The organism is Massilia sp. CCM 8734 (assembly GCF_011682155.1).
Lineage (GTDB): Bacteria > Pseudomonadota > Gammaproteobacteria > Burkholderiales > Burkholderiaceae_D > Telluria_A > Telluria_A rubra.
On the sequence record NZ_WHJI01000136.1, the window covers coordinates 1 to 1,317 of the forward strand.

At 59.7% G+C, this 1,317-nt stretch carries 1 protein-coding gene; it reads left to right on the forward strand.

The genetic code is table 11. From position 1 onward, the window contains the following. The coding region (locus tag F2P46_RS35855; RefSeq protein ID WP_166899284.1) for an IS701 family transposase at nucleotides 1-1,209 on the forward strand (1,209 nt) is incomplete at its 5' end. Nucleotides 1,210-1,317 lie beyond the last annotated feature (108 nt).

Below are 1,317 nucleotides of genomic sequence, written 5' to 3' on the forward strand. Positions count from 1 at the left end.
GACTACTGTCAAGGGCTGATGCTGCCGATCGCGCGTAAGAGCGTCGAGCCGCTGGCGGCGCACATCAAGCCGACGCAAGTACGCGCCAAACACCAGTCCCTTCACCATTTCGTGGCGAAATCGGCGTGGTCGGATAACGCCGTCCTGGCATCGGTATGCGACCAGGTCCAACCGCTGTTGGCCACCGATACCGGACATTATTGGATCGTCGACGATACCGGTTTTCCAAAGAAAGGCAAGCACTCGGTGGGTGTGGCGCGGCAATATTGCGGGCAGTTGGGTAAGCAGGATAATTGCCAGGTGGCCGTCAGCTTATCATTGGCCACCGAGCTGGGCAGCATACCGATCGCCTATCAACTTTACCTTCCCAAGGACTGGGCAAACGATCCGGTCCGCCGAGGCGTGGCTGGCGTGCCGGAAGGGATCGCCTTTGCGACCAAGCCCGAAATCGCACTTGAGCAACTACGCAGCGCGCTCGCATCGGGCACGCCGCCGGGCGTGGTGCTGGCCGACGCCGGCTACGGTGACGAGACTGCATTTCGCAGTGGCATCACAGAACTGGGTATGCTGTATGCGGTGGGCATCCGGCCGGCGACCACGGTGTGGGCGCCGGGAACCGCGCCGCTGCCGCCCAAACAATGGAGTGGGCGCGGCATACGACCGACGCGGCTGCGACGCGAGGCCGGCAACGAGCCGGTTTCCGTGAAAGCATTGGCGCTGTCGCTGCCGTCGCACGCCTACCGCCCGGTCACATGGCGGGAAGGTTCCAATGCCGAACTTTCCTCTCGCTTCGCCGCGCTACGGATACGCCCCGCTCATCGAGACTATCTCGGTACCGAGATGCGGGCCGAGGAATGGCTGCTGATTGAATGGCCAGAAGGCGACGCGGAACCACTGAAATACTTCCTTTCCACTGCGCCCGACGATGCGACTCTTGAGCAAATCGTGTTTGTGACAAAAATGCGCTGGCGTATCGAGCGAGACTATCAGGAACTCAAGCAGGAATTTGGACTCGGACACTACGAGGGACGCGGTTGGCGCGGATTTCATCACCACGCCACACTATGCATCGCCGCCTACGGCTTTCTGACCACACAGCGCCTCAATCATCCCGACGTCAAAAAAAACTCTGCAGGGCCAGAAACGTTTGGCTTACCCAACGATTACATCCCTCGCGGAAGCAGGACGAGCGCAACGTCATGTCCCTGACTCCATTACAACGCTACGCGCGCTCATCGCCAGTGCAATCGCAACTCAACTACAGCGTTGCCCTTGCTGCTTTCAGATTAAACTTACTTTGTGACACAGTAAGACTAG